This is a genomic window from Serratia sp. MMO-28, assembly GCF_037199905.1.
GTDB classification, from domain to species: domain Bacteria; phylum Pseudomonadota; class Gammaproteobacteria; order Enterobacterales; family Enterobacteriaceae; genus Chania; species Chania oryzae.
This window is the reverse complement of the sequence record NZ_JBBCVB010000082.1, coordinates 1-745: the sequence shown is the minus strand read 5'-3', so window position 1 is coordinate 745 and position 745 is coordinate 1. Positions and strand designations below refer to the sequence as shown.

Genomic DNA, 745 nt, shown 5'->3' with positions numbered 1-745 from the left:
TCGCTCGCCGCTACTGGGGGAATCTCGGTTGATTTCTTTTCCTCGGGGTACTTAGATGTTTCAGTTCCCCCGGTTCGCCTCGTATGGCTATGTATTCACCATACGATAGTGCAACGAATTGCACTGGGTTTCCCCATTCGGGTATTGCCGGTTGTAACGCTTCATATCAGCTTACCGACACTTTTCGCAGATTAGCACGCCCTTCATCGCCTCTGACTGCCTAGGCATCCACCGTGTACGCTTAGTCACTTAACCTCACAACCCGAAGGTGTCTTTCGACCACATTCGCGTTGCAAACATTTGAGAGACTCTCTGACAGGGTCATCCTTACCCCAATACATCTACGGAGGGATAATTTTCTGCTGTCAGGTTTCAATTTTCAGCTTGTTCCAGATTGTTAAAGAGCAATATCTCAAGCCTGACTCGCAAGTCAGCTTTGAGATATGGTGTATCCGCAGATACCGAGACCGCCGCTTTCACCGGGATGGTCGCAAGCAGTTGGCGTCCCCTAGGGGATTCGAACCCCTGTTACCGCCGTGAAAGGGCGGTGTCCTAGGCCTCTAGACGAAGGGGACACGACACCGTACTTTTATGACGCTTTTGCTCATTACTTCTATCAGACAATCTGTTGTGGGCACTCACTCAATCAATATCGTTCGGTAAGGAGGTGATCCAACCGCAGGTTCCCCTACGGTTACCTTGTTACGACTTCACCCCAGTCATGAATCACAAAGTGGTAAGCGCC

At 50.3% G+C, this 745-nt stretch carries 1 tRNA gene and 2 rRNA genes; all 3 read right to left on the bottom strand.

The features are described 5' to 3' along the window. A 23S ribosomal RNA gene (locus tag WG891_RS26620) occupies nt 1–255 on the bottom strand; the annotation flags it as partial. A 244-nt stretch (nt 256–499) separates the two neighbouring features. Beyond that, nucleotides 500–575: transfer RNA gene (locus tag WG891_RS26615), tRNA-Glu, on the bottom strand. Nucleotides 576–660: 85 nt separating this feature from the next. Then, nucleotides 661–745 (bottom strand): 16S ribosomal RNA (locus WG891_RS26610); the annotation flags it as partial.